Below are 14,215 nucleotides of genomic sequence, written 5' to 3' on the forward strand. Positions count from 1 at the left end.
CCCCCGGAGGCGCCGGGCCTCCGGGGGTTTGCGTGCTTACGACGATTTAGACGCCGGGGTCGAGGTCGGCCGGGGCGAAGTAGCCGAACAGGTCGCTGAAACCGGCGGTGGTGAAGTTGCCGAAGTCCGCCAGGAATCCGTCGCCGGACAAGCCGTGCTCGATACCGTCTTCCGAACCGATCAGGTAGTCGCCGGCATTGTTGATGTCAATCTCCTGGCCACCGGTCAGGAACGCGTACATGAGCACGTTGCTGGCGTCGGTGAACTGCGTCAGCGCGCCGTTGAACAGGTTGTAGGAGCCGGTGACGCCGTCGGACATCTCGTCCGCCCAGTTGGGGCCGTACACCAGCGCGGCGAAGGCCGCGTTGGCCTGCAGGTCGGCAGCGGTGATGGTGCTGAACGAGAGCGGGTTGGCGGCCGTCGGGTCACCGGGTGTGATGACGCCTTCATCGACACCCGCCAGCGTGGCCTGGGTTCCAAAAAGCCAGTTAAACGACTGCACCTCGGCCAGCAGGATGTTGCTGAAGTCGGGAGGATTGGCGGGGGTGTCTGCGGCCGCCAGCGGCGCCAAGGCCAATGCCGCCCCCGCAGCGAAGCTTCCGATGATGCCGATCTTGCGAATGTCCATGGATGTATGCCTTTCACGATGTCCAACCGGCGAGCGTCTGCCCTTGCCGGATGCTCCCCCAGCACCGTCCGCTGCAAAGCTGCTCAAATCTAACAGCTACCTGTGACCAAGCGCAACCGCACATTCACATCTCTGTCAAGAACGCGATGGTTTAGCGAAGTCTTCCCAGGTAAAGGGTTCGGAAGGCACACATCCAGCCCTTCTTAGGGGACCTAAGCCAGCGCGTCACAAAAGCGCGTCGCGAAGCGCCGTCTGTCCGGCCGGAGCACGCGGAGACCGTGACAAAACGAATCCCCCGGAAGGGACCTTCCAGGGGATTCGATTCTCAGCTGTGACTACGAGCCGAAGATGCCGAAGTACCCCAACAGATCGGCCATGCCCGCTTGGAAGTATTGACCGGCCTCTTCCCATCCGCTGCTGGCGCCGGTAGCGATGTCCATCGCGCTGTTCCCACCGAACAGGTCACCGCTGTCCCAGGCGAGCACATGGTCGTTGTTCGACAGCGCGTACAACAGCGAGTTAATGCCGTCGTCGAATTGGACCATCGAGCCGTTCATGACGTTGTATGCGCCGGGATCCGAGGCCGGGCCCGCCGCGATGGGATTGAGCCCATACAGCAGGTAGTCGAGAGGACTCGCCGGGGCCGTCTGCGGCGCGTCCGCCGGAGGAATGGTGTCGAAGGTGCCTGGGTGCTTAACGACGTCACCCGGAACACCCGCCAGTGCGGCGTCGGTCTCGAACAGAAAGTTCATCGACCCGATCTCACTGGTCGCGAGAGAGCCCAACGGGTCGGGATCTTCGGCAGATGCCAAGGGCGCCAACGCGAACGCGGCGCCGGCCGCGAGTCCGCCGAATAGGGTGATTTTGCGCATGCTCATGCTCATTTCCCTTTTCATGATTGTCCTGCGGCCGGATCCCGGCTCACATGCCCCTAGCACTGCCAAGTCAAACGCCGAAGATGCTCTATCGGTTTCCTAACCCTGTTGCGGTTCGAACCGCGCGCTTGGCGCCCAACCCATAAACCCCCTGATAGCCCTTCAGTGCAGGGAAGAGGCCGGGCGTTTACCCGCCGGGGCCCCCCGGTCCCCGGCGGTCAATCAACGACGAATGCCTTGGCGCACAAACTGTCCCAGGCGACGGCCCGCCTCATTTCAGGCACCCCTGGAAGAAATTACGCTGCCCCTCCCCCAGGTTCAGAAGCCCCCGTGTTAACGATTATTCTCGTACCGTACGCCGCTACCCTTCACGGGACAACCCAAGTGGCACATCAGTTTTCGTACAGATTCCTGTGCGGTTTGTTTACCCCCGCGTCAAGAAAACTCTGGCCTGGCCAGACCGCCAACAACTCAGTACACCGCTGTTTCAACCCGCCTCGCCTATGCTGCGATCATGGCTTCCCCGCGGAAGAGCCCCTGGCAAACGGTGCAGCGATTCGCGGAAAACCTGGTGTTCAACGAAGCTCCACGGTTCATCCGTCAGCTCGAGCAGGCTCCACTGGTGCAGCAGCGCATCCAGCGGGGCATCGAGCAGGGCATCAAGATCGGCCTTGAAGTGCTCAGCGGCGCGGCGCCGGACCCGTCGCCGGCGGTCCCGGCGGGCCGGCCGGTCACCAACAGCAGTGTTCCCAGCGCGCACCGCGCGCGGCGCCTGGTCTACGCGCCCGACCTCAACGGCCGAGCCGATCCGGGCGAGATCGTCTGGACCTGGGTGGCCTACGAGGATGACCCGGGCCAAGGCAAGGACCGGCCGGTGCTGGTGGTCGGGCGCGACCGCAGCATGTTGCTGGGGCTGATGTTGTCCAGCCAGCCGCGCCACGCCGACGACACCAACTGGCTGGGGATCGGCGCGGGCAGCTGGGATGAGGCCCACCGGCTCAGCTGGGTGCGGCTGGACCGGGTGCTCGACGTGCCCGAAGAGTCGATCCGGCGTGAGGGCGCCATTTTGGAGCGCACGGTGTTCGAGGTGGTGGCCGCGCGGCTGCGCAGCGACTACTCCTGGAGCTGACCGGCCGCGCTTTAGCCCTGGCTGATGTAGGAGCGCAGCTGCGCGTGCTCGGCCTGCAGCTCCTCCATCCGCGACTTCACCACGTCACCGATGCTGACGATCCCCGCCAGCCGGCCGTCTTCGAGCACCGGTATGTGCCGCGCCCGGTGCTCGGTCATCAGCATGCTGACCTCGTCGGCGGTGTCGGACTTGGTGCAGGTCGCCACCAACTGGGTCATGATCGCCGACACCGGCCGGGCCAGCATGCTGGCGCCGTGGGCATGCAATTGGCGGACCACATCCCGCTCGGAGGCCACCCCCTCCAGGCCGTTGGGTCCGATCACCACCATGGCGCCGATGTTGTGCTCGGCCAGACCCGCCAGCAACTCCATGACGGTGGCCTCCGGATGGATGGTCACCACCGCCGCGCCCTTGTTCCGCAATACATCCGCGATCCGCATTTAAGCCTCCCGCCGCAGTGATCTGCTTCACACCAGGCTAGGCCATTTGCGCGGATACGGGGCGGTGATGTTGAAACTCCACCGCGGCGTGCGCATCTGTGGCATATGTGACCTCATGACCATCGAGATCACCCTGCTGGGCACCGGAAGCCCGATCCCCGACCCGAACCGCGCCGGACCGTCGACCCTGATCCGGGCCGGGGGCCAGGCACTGCTCGTGGACTGCGGACGCGGGGTGCTGCAGCGGTTGGCCGCCGCCGGGGCGTCGGCCAACACGCTGTCGGCGCTGCTACTCACCCATCTGCACAGTGACCACATCGCCGACCTCGGCGACGTGCTGATCACCCGGTGGGTCACCACGTTCACCCCCGACCCCGCGCCGTTGCCGATCATCGGCCCGCCGGGAACAGCGGAGGTGGTGGAGGCGACGCTGCGAGCCTTCGGACGCGACATCGGCTACCGCATCGCCCACCACGACGATCTGACGGCCCCGCCCCCGGTCGAGGTGCACGAGCACACCGCCGGCCAGGTGTGGGATCGCGACGGGGTGCAGATCACCGTGGCACCCACCGATCATCGGCCGGTGGCGCCCACGATCGGATTCCGCGTCGAGTACGCCGATGAATCCGGGACCGCCTCGGTGGTGCTGGCCGGCGACACCGTGCCTTGTGACAGCCTCGATGAGCTGGCCGCCGGAGCCGGCGCGCTGGTCCACACCGTGATCCGCAAGGACCTCATCGACGCGCTCCCCCAGCAGCGGATCCGCGACATCTGCGACTACCATTCGTCGGTGGCCGAAGCCGCCGCGACCGCCCGGCGCGCCGGGGTCGGCACGCTGGTGCTGACCCATTACGTGCCGGCCATCGCACCCGGGCAGGAGGAGCAGTGGCGGGCGCTGGCGGCCGCAGAGTTCGACGGGCCGATCGAGCTCGGCGATGACCTGCACCGGGTCGATGTGCATGCGGAAGGCTGAGCGTGGAGCGCCGCGGTTGAGCCAAGTTGGGGAGTTGATAGCCCAGCTGGTAATCTGAACAGCCGTTGCCCCCACGTCGGGAGGCGAACCCAACGCAAGCTTTTAAGAAGGAACTACTTCGTGGCCAACATCAAGTCGCAGGTGAAGCGCAACCGGACCAACGAGCGCGCCCGGCTGCGCAACCAGTCGGTGAAGTCGGCGGTGCGCACCGCGATCCGCGCCTTCCGTGAGGCCGCCGAGGCCGGCGACAAGGACAAGGCCGGCGAGCTGCTGGCGTCGACCAGCCGCAAGCTGGACAAGGCCGCGAGCAAGGGCGTGATCCACAAGAACCAGGCCGCCAACAAGAAGTCGGCGCTGGCGCAGGCCCTCAACAAGCTCTGATCCACTCGCGAACAGACACCAAAGCCCCCATTCCGGTTGGAATTTGGGGGCTTTCGTGTCTGCTCGACACCAGTCAGCGGGCAGCCAGCTCGGCGACTCGGCGGACCGCGGCTTCCAGTGCGTAGTCGGCGTCGGCGGCAGCGCCCTTGACGTCGGCGTTTAAGGCTGCCACCAGCCGCACCGCGACGGCCACCGAGTCGCGCGACCAATAGCGGGACTGCTTCTGCGCCTTCTGCACCCGCCACGGCGGCATGCCCAATTCGCCGGCCAGCCGGTAGGGGTCACCGGACTTGGGGCCGACCCTGGCGATGGTGTGGATCGCCTCGGCCAGCGCGTCGGCCAGCACCACGTGCGGTTCGCCACGGATCATCGCCCAGCGCAGGGCCTCGGTGGCGCCTTCGACATCGCCGACGACGGCCCGATCGGCGACGTCGAAGCCTTTCACCTCGGCTTTCCCGCTGTGGTAGCGGCGCACCGCGAGGGCGTCGACCTGGCCGCCGGTATCGGCGACGAGCTGCGAGCAGGCCGAGGCCAGCTCACGGATATCGGAGCCCACCGCATCCAGCAGCGCCGTGACGCAGGCGTCGTCAACCCGGACCTTGAGCCGGCGGAACTCGGAGCGAACGAAGTCAGCGCGCTCGGCGGCCTTGGTGATCTTCGCGCACGGGTGCACCTGGGCGCCAAGCTCCCGCAGCTGCCCGGCCAGCGCCTTGGCTCGCCCGGCGCCGGAGTGCACCACCACCAGCACGGTGCCCGCCGGCACATCGGCGGCCGTCGACCCGATCAGGGTCACGGCATCTTTGCCGGCCTCGCCGGCGGCTTCGAGCACCACCACGCGTTCGTCGGCGAACAACGACGGGCTCAGCAGCTCGGCAAGCTCACCCGCCTCGACTTCGCCGGCCCGCAACCGGTCCACCGGGATGTCGGTGCTGCCGGCCTGGGTCCGTACCGCCGCCAGTATCTGCGCGACCGCCCGCTCGACCAGCAGTTCCTCATCACCGAGGATCAGGTGCAGCAGCGAAACCGGTTGGCTCACCCGCCAATCGTGTCACGCAGTGCCGACACCCGCCCAGGCGGTCAACACCTCGGAGACCGACCAGGCCAGTAGGCACAGCGCCAGCGCGGCCAGCACCCACCGGCCACACCGCCATCGCCAGCAGACCACGATTAGCACCGCGGCAGCGCCCACACCGACCACCCCGGCCGTCCCCGCCGGCACCGGCAGGGTGGCGGCGGGAACCCCGCCGGTCCAGTGTGCGACGTGGCAGACCCACCACAGTTCGGGCCCGGTGAAGCGGATCAACAGTTCGGCGGCCGCCGGCCACCATCCGCACAGCACCGCCGCCGCGCTGCCCAGCACGGTGATCGGCGCGACCAGCACCGCCACCGCGAGGTTGGCGAGCGTGCTGACCAGGCTGAGCCGCCCGGAGATCCCGGCGATCAGCGGCGCGGTGACCAGGTTGGCGGCCCATGCCACCGCGACCGCGACGGCCACGGGTTTCGGCCAGCCGCGGGCTACCAGCCGCGCCGACCAGACCGGTGCGATCAGCACCAGCGCCGCGGTGGCGACCACCGACAGTGCGAAGCCGACATCGACGGCCAGGTGCGGGGCCAGCGCGAGTAGCACCAGCACGCTGGCGGCCAGGCTCGGAATCGCCTGGCGCCGGCGCGCCGAGAGCACCCCCAGCAAGGCGATCGCCCCCATCACCGCCGCCCGCAGCACGCTGGCCGTCGGCTGCACGACGACCACGAACGCCACCAACGCGAACCCGGCCAATACCGCCGCCGCGCGCGGCCCGACCAGACGCGCCGAAAACAACATCGCGCCGCAGACGATGGTCACATTGGCACCCGAGACCGCCATCAGGTGCGTCAGACCTGCGGCCCGAAACTCGCGTCCGGTCGCCGCAGTGATCCCCGAGGTATCCCCGAGGACCAGGGCGGGCAACATCCGGGCCTGGTCGCCGGGCAGCACCCGCGCGGCGGCCGCCGCAAACCGGGCACGCACCTGATGGGCTGACCGGGCGATGAGTCCGGGCCGGCCCCAGGCGGGTTCGCCCGCGGCGGTCAGCGTCGCGACGGTCAGGTCACGCCGGGCCGGGCGGGCAACCTTGGCGCGAAACGCCATCGACTGGCCGACCATCGCCTCGTCGAATTCCATGCCGGATGCGAAAACCACGACGCGGCCGGAGGATTCGGCGCCGTCAAGATACTGCAGCGTGGCCCGGAACATCACCCGGCGGGCACCGGCGGCCATCGGGCTCTCGCTCGGGGTGACCGTCACCGCCGCACTGCGGCCGAACGCCGCGGTGATCGGATGGTGGGCGACCGAGTCGGTGCGCAGCGCAACGGCCCATCCGAACCCGGCCCCCACTGTTGCCGCCGCTGCCAGTGCCGCACCGGCCAGCCGCCACCGGGGCCGCCGCGTCCGCGCGCCGTACCAGCACAGTGCACCGCACAACGCACCGAGCAGGGCGCACAGCAGCGCCAGTGCGCCGCCGATCTGCCACTGGATGCCCGCAGCGGTGATCAGCCACCCGGTGAGCGCCGCCGGCACCAGCCGAACATCCAGCCGGACCGCCGGCGCGGCCTCGGGCGAGGTCACCGTCAGACGCGGACCAGGGCACGCAGCTTCTCCAGGCGCGCCGGGCCGATGCCGTCGACCTCGCCGAGTTGGTCCACCTGGGCGAATTTGCCGTGGGTCTCCCGCCACGCGACGATGGCGGCGGCAGTCACCGGGCCGACGCCGGGCAGCGCGTCGAGCTGCTCGACGGTCGCGGTGTTGAGGTTGACCGGTTCACCGGATTTGGGCTCCGGTTTGGCCGGCGCGGTGCTGGTCCGCGGCGCGTCCGGTGCCGGCGAGGGGGCGCCGACCGAGCTGCCGAGCACCGGCGGACCCGACGGCGGCGCCAGCCCGACCACGATCTGTTCGCCGTCGACCAGGGGCCGGGCCAGGTTCAACCCGATGGTGTCGGCGCCATCGAGCGCCCCGCCGGCGGCGGTGAGCGCGTCGGCGATCCGCGAGCCGGGTGCCAGCGTCGCCAGCCCCGGCTTGTGCACCAACCCGACCACGCTGACCACCACCTGATCGGCACCGGATGCCACCGGCGCCGCAGCGGGTTCGTCGGCGCGCGGGCTGGCGGTCGAAACCATCTCTACCGGCGGCAGTTTGGCGCTGCGCACCGGCGCAGGCTGGTCGCGGAGCACGGTGAAAACGGTGACGAGCACCGCAACCGCGGCGATCACCGCCAGGGCGATCGTGCCGGCCCGTCCCGGGTCGGCCCGCACCTTGGCGAGCCAACCGGCCTCAGCCGTCCCGTCGGGTAGCCAGCGCGGCAGCAATGAGTTCGGGCCGGCTTCGTCATCGGGCTCGGGTGTGTCGTCGCTGTGGGCGGGCTCGGGCAGCAGGCCGAGGCGACGCTGCAGTCGCTCGCCGGGAAGTTCTGGTGCCATGCGGCGACGGTAGGCCGCGGCTCTGGCAGCGCGGCCGGCTCCGCAGCGGCTGGGAGCCCGAATTGTGGATCAACCCGCGATTGTGCAGGAACCCGCTACGGGTTCACCCATTCCCCGATGTCACGGGAGATGCCCGAGGACGGTGAGTAGCGGACTTTCGTCGCGGTGACCCCCGCGGGCAGCGCGAACACGACGCAGCCGGTGCTCGAGGATCCGGCGGCGAGCAGGAACCACCCGTAGGCGAAGTCCTGGCACTCGGTCACGGTGGCGAAATCGGCCTGGTAGTTCTGGTCATCGGAACCGACCACCGAGACGTCGCTGTTGCTGTTGCCGACGATGGTCGTCGTTCCGGCGTTCTCGATCCGTAGTTTGGTCGCGATGTAGGTTTTGCCGGCCTCGCCCCAGCCGTTGGGCACCGTGGCGGGGTCGAGGACCTCCGTCAACGTCACCGCGATCTTCTGCCCGCCGATCCGCATCAGGTCCAGTGTCTGACCGAGATGGGCGACCGGACGGGCGGGCGGGGGCTGCTGCGCCGAAGCCGACGGCGCCGGCCGCGCTTCCCCGGCCGGCTCCGCCGAACACGACACCAGCGATAAGACCAGGACACCCAGCGCGACGACCCACCGTCTCATGGACTCCAGCGTACAAAAGCGCATGGTAAGCCCTCCCCCGCAGTGCCTGCCGGGTTCCGATTAGGGTGCATATCAACCCGTGTTCACCCACCCACCCGGAGGCCGACGTGAGACTGGCACTGACCGCCGAGGAGGCCGCATTCCGCGACGAGATGCGCACCTTCTTCACCACCGAGATCCCCGCGGACATCCGGGAGCGCGGCCGGCTCGGCCAATCGATCTTCCCCGACGACATCGTGGCCACGCAGAAGATCCTCAATGCGAACGGTCTCGCGGTGCCCAACTGGCCGGTCGAGTGGGGCGGCAAGGACTGGACGCTGACCCAGCACCAGATCTGGCTCGACGAAATGCAATTGGCGTCGGTGCCCGAGCCGCTGACCTTCAACGCCAAGATGGTGGGTCCGGTGATCGCCGAATTCGGTTCGCAGGCCATCAAAGAACGCTTCCTGCCGGCCACCGCCAACCTGGATATCTGGTGGTGCCAAGGGTTTTCCGAGCCGGACGCCGGCTCCGACCTGGCGTCGCTGCGCACCACAGCGATACGCGACGGCGACAGCTACATCGTCAACGGGCAGAAGACCTGGACCACGCTCGGGCAGTACGCGGACTGGATTTTCTGTCTCGTGCGCACCGACCCGCAGGCCCCCAAAAAGCAGGCCGGCATCTCGTTCCTGCTGTTCGAGGTGAACACGCCGGGTGTCACCATGCGGCCGATCAAGCTGATCGACGGCGGCTACGAGGTCAACGAGGTCTTCTTCTCCGACGTGCGGGTGCCCGCCGATCAGCTGGTCGGCGAGGAGAACCATGGCTGGACCTACGCGAAGTTCCTGCTGGGCAACGAGCGCACCGGGATCGCCGGGGTGACCCGCACCAAGGTGCGACTCGCCGAGGTCAAGGAGCGCGCCACGGAGCTCGGCGCACTCGATGACCCGCTGTTCGCGGCACGGCTGGCCGAGGTCGAAAACGACTTGCTGGCACTGGAACTCACCCAGATGCGGGTGTCGAGTGACTCCGCCGACGGCAAGCCCAACCCGGCGTCGTCGGTGCTCAAGCTGCGCGGCAGCCAACTGCAGCAGGCCGTCACCGAACTGTTCGTCGAGCTCGCCGGTCCCGACGTGCTGCCGTTCGAGGCGGGCGAGGGCATCGCCACACCGGAGTGGGCGCAGCATGCTGCCCCGACCTACCTGAACTACCGCAAAACATCTATCTACGGCGGCAGCAACGAGGTGCAACGCACCATCATCGCGTCCACCATTCTGGGCCTGTAGGAGGTACGACGGTCATGGACTTTCAACTCAGCGACGAGCAGGTCCTGCTTCGCGACACCACCCGTTCGATGTTGTCGGGCTACGACACCGAGACCCGCAACACGGTCGTCGACGCCGACCCAGGCTTCGACCCGCAGGTGTGGAAACAGCTGGCCGACACCGGAATTCTCGGTCTCGGGTTCGAACCGGAGGAGTCCGGACCGCTGGAGATCATGGTGGTGCTCACCGAGATCGGCCGGCGCGTGGCCCCCGAGCCCGTCCTGCACGGAGCGCTCGGGCCGGGTGCGCTGATCGCCGAACACGGCGATGCCGAGCAGCGCAAACTGCTCGACGCGGTCGCCGAGGGCGAGCAGATCCTGGCATTCGCCCACACCGAGCCGGGCACGCGCGGTGGGAACGTCAAAGTAACCACCGCGGCTGCGCAGCAAGGTGATTCGTGGCTGCTCAGTGGGCGTAAGAACCCGGTGCTGACCGGCGACCGCGCCGACACCCTGGTGGTCAGCGCCGCCCTGCCAGACGGCGGGACCGGACTATTCCTGGTCGACGGAGGCGCCGACGGTCTGACGCGGTCGCCCTACCGAACCTTCGACGGCCGGCGCGGCGCCCAGATCGACTTGGACAACACCCCGGGCGCTCCGCTCGGTGCGGCCGCCGACGCCACCGGTGCCATCGAGCACGCGCTCATCCGCATCTCCTCGGCGCTGTGCGCCGAGGCGGTCGGCGCGATGGAAGAGGCACTGCGGCTGACCACCGATTACCTCAAGACCCGCAAGCAGTTCGGCGTCACGCTCAACACCTTCCAGACCCTGACTCAGCGCGCCGCCGACATGTACGTCTCGCTGGAGTTGGCCCGCAGCATGAGCATGTACGCGGCCATGTCGATCGCCGACGGCAACCTCGACCCGGTGATCGCGGCACGCGCCAAGCTGCAGATCGGCCGCTCCGGGCGACACATCGCTCAGGAGGCCATCCAGCTGCACGGCGGGATCGGGATGACCTGGGAATATCCGGTCGGCCACCTCGCAGCCCGGCTCACCGCGATCGAGCACACCCTGGGCTCTTCGCAGGATCAGGTGCACGTGCTGATGGACAACCTGGACCGCTACGGCCTGGCCAAGCTGTAGCCGCTTTAGAAGAAGAAGCCGAGCTGAGCCGGCACCGCGCTGGCGAACGCCGCGTCAAGCCGCTGCACCAGTCCCGGCTGTCGGCACCGTAACCGGTTCGCTGCGGTCAGCGCCGATACGCGGTGGGTTCCCAGGTAAAGGCTGCCCAGCACGTCGAGATCCAGTTCGGCGTCCGCGGGTGCGTCGCAGCGGGTGCACTGCGCCTGGCCGTCGCGGATTTCCAGCGCAAATCGGCCACCATCGCCGCGGAACCGATCGGACACCTCCAGCACCACGCTCAGGTCTGCGGCGTAGCCGCGGGTCGCCAATGCGGCCGGGACGTCCATCAACCGCAGCCAGCCCTCGTCGGTGCGTGCGGTAGTGCGGGCCAACCGGGTGTCGGTCAACAGATAGGGCAGCGGATCGTCCGGGTAGGTGCCGATGACGACGGTCTGCATCAGATCCATGCCCAACAGCGCACGCCACAACGCGGCGTGCGCCTCCGGCGTGACGGCCCGCAGCTCCGCCACCCGCACCGTCTTGGGCTTCGCCCCGTGCACCCGGTACAGGGCGTAACCGTCCGGGTGCAGCAGCGCCATCCATGCGGTGCCGCCGTCGCGGTCGCCTTCCCGGTCGGCGAGCAGGTCGTCCCAGAGCGGGGTCGGGCGTACCAGCCCACCGGGAGTGCGCTCGCGGCAACGGTCGTAGATCGCGGCGAACTCGTCGCGGTGGTCACCGGCCCGGACCAGCCTGACGCCGCCGGGGTCGGGTGCGTCGGGGTGGAAAACCGCGAACCGCCGGTCGATGGTCAGCTCCCGGTCGACGGTGGCCGGGCCGTAACCGAATCGCCCGTAGATGCCGCCTTCGCTGGCCGTCAGCGCCGCCACCGGATACCCGGAATCGGCGATGCGCCGGTGCAATTCGATGTACATGGCGCGCAGCACACCGCGCCGGCGGTGGGTGGGCGCAACGACCACGCCGCTGATGCCTGCGGCCGGCAGCACCGCCCCGCCGGGAACCGTGAGCCGCAAGTCGAGGTAGAACGCCACGCCGATCACCACGCCGCGTTCGCAGGCCACCACCGCTCCGTCGGGCGGGACCAGGGTGCGAATGGCCTCGATCTGGTCCGGGTGGGTGAACGACCCGAAGCCGGCGGCCTCCAACAGCAAGATCGCCGGCCAGTCGTCGTCCTTCGCGGTCCGCACCGTCACATCGGTCACGGACTTCGACGGTGCCACAACCGGCGGCGCGCCGCATCCCCATAAGGTGTGGAGCCATGAGCACACCGCTGCGCGTCATCCAATGGACCACCGGCAACATCGGGCAGCGCTCGCTGCACGCCATCATCGGCCGTCCCGACATGGAGCTGGTCGGCGTCTACGCCCACGGCAAGAACAAGGTCGGGGTGGACGCTGCCGAGTTGGCCGGCTGGCCGGAACCGACCGGGATCACCGCCACCGACGACATCGACGCCTTGATCGCGCTGAAGCCCGACGCCTGTTGCTATAACCCGTTGTGGCCGAGCATCGACGAATTGGTCCGGCTGCTGGAAGCCGGCATCAACGTGTGCTCCACGGCCGCCTGGATCACCGGCGGCAAACAGACCCCGGAAGACCGCACCCGCATCGAGGATGCCTGCCGGGCCGGGAACTCGACGATGTTCGGCAGTGGTGCACACCCCGGGCTGACCAACATGGTCGGCATGGTGCTGTCGGGGGCGTGTGAGCGGGTCGACGAGATCCGGATCACCGAATCGGTAGACTGCTCGACGTATGAGTCCGCGGCCACCATGGCGGCGATGGGCTTCGGTCGGGACCCCGACACCCCGGGGCTTGCCGAGAGCGTCCGCCGCGAATGCGAGGTGTTCGCCGAGTCCGCGGCGATGATGGCCGACGCGATCGGTGCGCAGCTGGACAGGATCACCTTCGACGTGCAGTTCACCGCCGCGACCGGTGACAGCGACCTGGGCTTCATGAAGATCCCCGCCGGAACCGTGGGCAGTGTCTTCGGCTATCACCGCGGCTGGGTCGGTGCGCGCAACGTGGTCAGCGTGGGATTCAACTGGATCATGGGCAGCCACGTCACGCCGCCCAAGCCGGTGGCGCACGGCCACGTGATCCAGGTGTTCGGAGTGCCGAACATGCGCACCGTCATCAACTGCCTGCCGCCCAAGGACTGGAGCGAGCCGAACTTCAACGGATTGGGTTCGATCTACACCGCCATGCCGGTGACCAATGCGGTGCCCGCGGTGGTCGCGGCTGCGCCGGGCATCGTCACCCTGGCCGACCTGCCGCCGATCACCGGCCGCGCCGGCGGTTAGCCAACTACACCGGGCGGTTGGTGGTGACCGCCCCCGACGCCGCATCGATGGTGACGTCGTGCTCGACCAGTTCGGTGTCCCACACGTCGGCGTCCCACACCACGGTGCCGTTCAGGTCGAGCAGACTCAACTCGGTGACCGAGCCGTTGGGCACCGCGCTCAGCACCTTTTTCACCGCGGCCCGGTAGTCCAGGTGGGCGCCGTGCAGATTGGCGCGTCGTTTGGCCTTGTCGGCGTCGCTGTCATCGGTGACGGTCGGGCCGACCAGCACCGACTCGCCGTCGGATTCGATCTTGAGTTGCCGTTCGGCGCCGTCGGGCGTGACCACCCGCGCCTTCCAGCTGCCGGAATCGTTGGTTTCGCTCTCGATGAAGATCAGCACGCTGGCGGGCACCTGCGAAACGGCGAGGTCACCCGCGCGCAGCAGGGTGTGCGGATCAGGCGGCGCATCCGGGCGCGACCAGGACGCCCCCGGCGTGGTCGACTCCGACGATTTCGCGCCTGACCTGCCGTTGCCGCTGCAACCGGCCAGGGCCAGCGCTACCACGATGACCACTGCGCCGACTCGGACGCCATTCATCAGACCGTGCATCAGCGGCCATGCTACTGAAAGGCCGGCGTGGGGATTGAGGTCCTGGGAGGCGAATACCTTGTGCAGCCGGGTGACGATCACGGCGGATATGAAGACGACCACGATGAAGACCAGCGGAATCCAATGCCGTTTGACTATTGCGGCGATCTGAATCTTCCTCATATCACCGCCTTCCGCTGGTCGATAGTGCGGTCGAACGCCGGCAGCTGACAGTTTGTTCCGGCCTCGCTCGGAATCGTCGAAGGCTGCCCCGAAGATCGTCCCCGGGCAGCATAAACCTTCGCTTGGCTAACGATCGCAATGGGTGCGTCTGACCTCCTCCCACCCCGCCGAACGTGAAGGTGGCTTCACGGCCGGCGGAATCCAATGGCGTTTGACTATTGCGGCGATCTGAATCTTCCTCTAATGACCGGCTCCCGCA

At 68.2% G+C, this 14,215-nt stretch carries 15 protein-coding genes; 6 read left to right on the forward strand and 9 right to left on the reverse strand.

The features are described 5' to 3' along the window. Nucleotides 1-46: 46 nt before the first annotated feature. On the reverse strand, nt 47-628 hold the full coding sequence (locus tag A5771_RS02885; protein ID WP_064853688.1) for a hypothetical protein: 582 nt from the start codon (nt 626-628) through the stop codon (nt 47-49). A 335-nt stretch (nt 629-963) separates the two neighbouring features. Further along, nucleotides 964-1,506, reverse strand: a complete 543-nt coding sequence (locus tag A5771_RS02890) for a hypothetical protein (protein WP_064853689.1) — start codon at nt 1,504-1,506, stop codon at nt 964-966. 511 nt (nt 1,507-2,017) lie between these two features. Between A5771_RS02890 and A5771_RS02895 the strand changes: the two genes are divergently transcribed. Beyond that, on the forward strand, nt 2,018-2,632 hold the full coding sequence (locus tag A5771_RS02895) for a type II toxin-antitoxin system PemK/MazF family toxin (protein WP_064853690.1): 615 nt from the start codon (nt 2,018-2,020) through the stop codon (nt 2,630-2,632). An 11-nt stretch (nt 2,633-2,643) separates the two neighbouring features. Here the strand turns inward: A5771_RS02895 and A5771_RS02900 are convergent, their stop codons facing one another. Beyond that, nucleotides 2,644-3,072, reverse strand: coding sequence for a CBS domain-containing protein (locus tag A5771_RS02900; protein ID WP_064853691.1), 429 nt, complete (start codon nt 3,070-3,072; stop codon nt 2,644-2,646). A 115-nt stretch (nt 3,073-3,187) separates the two neighbouring features. Here A5771_RS02900 and A5771_RS02905 point away from each other — a divergent pair, with 115 nt between their 5' ends. Both A5771_RS02905 and rpsT read left to right on the forward strand, forming a co-directional pair. After that, a complete protein-coding gene (locus tag A5771_RS02905) occupies nt 3,188-4,045 on the forward strand; it encodes a ribonuclease Z (protein WP_109401001.1) in 858 nt (285 codons plus the stop codon). A gap of 120 nt (nt 4,046-4,165) precedes the next feature. Continuing rightward, entirely contained in the window at nt 4,166-4,426 is a 261-nt protein-coding gene (gene rpsT, locus A5771_RS02910) for a 30S ribosomal protein S20 (protein ID WP_064853692.1), read from the forward strand. 73 nt (nt 4,427-4,499) lie between these two features. Here the strand turns inward: rpsT and holA are convergent, their stop codons facing one another. The 4 genes from holA to A5771_RS02930 all read right to left on the reverse strand — a co-directional run bounded on the left by holA (nt 4,500) and on the right by A5771_RS02930 (nt 8,511). After that, a complete protein-coding gene (holA, locus tag A5771_RS02915) occupies nt 4,500-5,462 on the reverse strand; it encodes a DNA polymerase III subunit delta (RefSeq protein WP_064853693.1) in 963 nt (320 codons plus the stop codon). 12 nt (nt 5,463-5,474) lie between these two features. Then, complete coding sequence (locus A5771_RS02920; RefSeq protein ID WP_234782920.1) at nt 5,475-7,031, reverse strand: ComEC/Rec2 family competence protein; 1,557 nt, start codon at nt 7,029-7,031, stop codon at nt 5,475-5,477. 2 nt (nt 7,032-7,033) lie between these two features. Continuing rightward, entirely contained in the window at nt 7,034-7,879 is an 846-nt protein-coding gene (locus A5771_RS02925) for a ComEA family DNA-binding protein (RefSeq protein WP_064853694.1), read from the reverse strand. Between the two features lie 95 nt (nt 7,880-7,974). Next, entirely contained in the window at nt 7,975-8,511 is a 537-nt protein-coding gene (locus A5771_RS02930) for a DUF4352 domain-containing protein (protein ID WP_064853695.1), read from the reverse strand. A 107-nt stretch (nt 8,512-8,618) separates the two neighbouring features. On the opposite strand from A5771_RS02930, the gene A5771_RS02935 reads away from it, so the two are divergent. Continuing rightward, nucleotides 8,619-9,779: an acyl-CoA dehydrogenase family protein gene (locus tag A5771_RS02935; RefSeq protein WP_064853696.1), complete on the forward strand. Its 1,161-nt coding sequence runs from the start codon at nt 8,619-8,621 to the stop codon at nt 9,777-9,779. A 14-nt stretch (nt 9,780-9,793) separates the two neighbouring features. Then, on the forward strand, nt 9,794-10,903 hold the full coding sequence (locus tag A5771_RS02940; RefSeq protein ID WP_064853697.1) for an acyl-CoA dehydrogenase family protein: 1,110 nt from the start codon (nt 9,794-9,796) through the stop codon (nt 10,901-10,903). Between the two features lie 5 nt (nt 10,904-10,908). Here A5771_RS02940 and A5771_RS02945 read toward each other — a convergent pair whose 3' ends face one another. Further along, on the reverse strand, nt 10,909-12,102 hold the full coding sequence (locus A5771_RS02945; RefSeq protein ID WP_109401002.1) for an enhanced intracellular survival protein Eis: 1,194 nt from the start codon (nt 12,100-12,102) through the stop codon (nt 10,909-10,911). Nucleotides 12,103-12,158: 56 nt separating this feature from the next. On the opposite strand from A5771_RS02945, the gene A5771_RS02950 reads away from it, so the two are divergent. Beyond that, nucleotides 12,159-13,202: an NAD(P)H-dependent amine dehydrogenase family protein gene (locus A5771_RS02950; RefSeq protein WP_064853699.1), complete on the forward strand. Its 1,044-nt coding sequence runs from the start codon at nt 12,159-12,161 to the stop codon at nt 13,200-13,202. Nucleotides 13,203-13,206: 4 nt separating this feature from the next. Here the strand turns inward: A5771_RS02950 and A5771_RS23740 are convergent, their stop codons facing one another. Next, nucleotides 13,207-13,956, reverse strand: a complete 750-nt coding sequence (locus A5771_RS23740; RefSeq protein ID WP_064853700.1) for an MmpS family transport accessory protein — start codon at nt 13,954-13,956, stop codon at nt 13,207-13,209. Between the last annotated feature and the right edge of the window lie 259 nt (nt 13,957-14,215).

Origin of the sequence: Mycolicibacter sinensis, from assembly GCF_001667375.1 — a bacterium.
GTDB classification, from domain to species: Bacteria; Actinomycetota; Actinomycetes; order Mycobacteriales; family Mycobacteriaceae; genus Mycobacterium; species Mycobacterium sinense_A.

Coding starts and splice junctions, on each gene's coding strand:
- A5771_RS02895 (WP_064853690.1), top strand. CDS start 2,018: ATGGCTTCCCCGCGGAAGAGCCCCTGGCAAACGGTGCAGCGATTCGCG.
- A5771_RS02925 (WP_064853694.1), bottom strand. CDS start 7,879: ATGGCACCAGAACTTCCCGGCGAGCGACTGCAGCGTCGCCTCGGCCTG.
- A5771_RS02890 (WP_064853689.1), bottom strand. CDS start 1,506: ATGAGCATGCGCAAAATCACCCTATTCGGCGGACTCGCGGCCGGCGCC.
- A5771_RS02940 (WP_064853697.1), top strand. CDS start 9,794: ATGGACTTTCAACTCAGCGACGAGCAGGTCCTGCTTCGCGACACCACC.
- A5771_RS02900 (WP_064853691.1), bottom strand. CDS start 3,072: ATGCGGATCGCGGATGTATTGCGGAACAAGGGCGCGGCGGTGGTGACC.
- A5771_RS02885 (WP_064853688.1), bottom strand. CDS start 628: ATGGACATTCGCAAGATCGGCATCATCGGAAGCTTCGCTGCGGGGGCG.
- A5771_RS23740 (WP_064853700.1), bottom strand. CDS start 13,956: ATGAGGAAGATTCAGATCGCCGCAATAGTCAAACGGCATTGGATTCCG.
- A5771_RS02930 (WP_064853695.1), bottom strand. CDS start 8,511: ATGAGACGGTGGGTCGTCGCGCTGGGTGTCCTGGTCTTATCGCTGGTG.
- A5771_RS02905 (WP_109401001.1), top strand. CDS start 3,188: ATGACCATCGAGATCACCCTGCTGGGCACCGGAAGCCCGATCCCCGAC.
- A5771_RS02950 (WP_064853699.1), top strand. CDS start 12,159: ATGAGCACACCGCTGCGCGTCATCCAATGGACCACCGGCAACATCGGG.